This window comes from Mesorhizobium sp. M1A.T.Ca.IN.004.03.1.1 (assembly GCF_003997555.1).
Taxonomy (GTDB): Bacteria; Pseudomonadota; Alphaproteobacteria; order Rhizobiales; family Rhizobiaceae; genus Mesorhizobium.
Genome location: NZ_RZTV01000358.1, coordinates 1 through 270 on the forward strand (window position 1 = coordinate 1; position 270 = coordinate 270).

At 59.6% G+C, this 270-nt stretch carries 1 protein-coding gene; it reads left to right on the plus strand.

The genetic code is table 11. From position 1 onward, the window contains the following. The coding region (locus EOD29_RS37610) for a DUF6522 family protein (protein ID WP_127248827.1) at positions 1–194 on the plus strand (194 nt) is incomplete at its 5' end. Positions 195–270: the final 76 nt, after the last annotated feature.

Below are 270 nucleotides of genomic sequence, written 5' to 3' on the forward strand. Positions count from 1 at the left end.
TTCGCCGCCACATGCGCCATGGTTCCGTCGTCAGTTCCGTGGCAATCGGGACAGCTGAACACGAGGGGACGAAACGGGTGTCGCTTCGGCTCGGCAACAGGCTTTGGCAAGCCGTTTTGAACGATGAAAATGAAGTGCAGCAGGAGCAGATGACCGTTCTTCGGGGTAAATCCTCCGGACGGCGCCCACGCTGACACCATCATTATGTGTGGTCCCGCGCGGTACTTATGACGCGCAGGCGCGGCATTCCCTACCGCTCGCTCGTTTCGA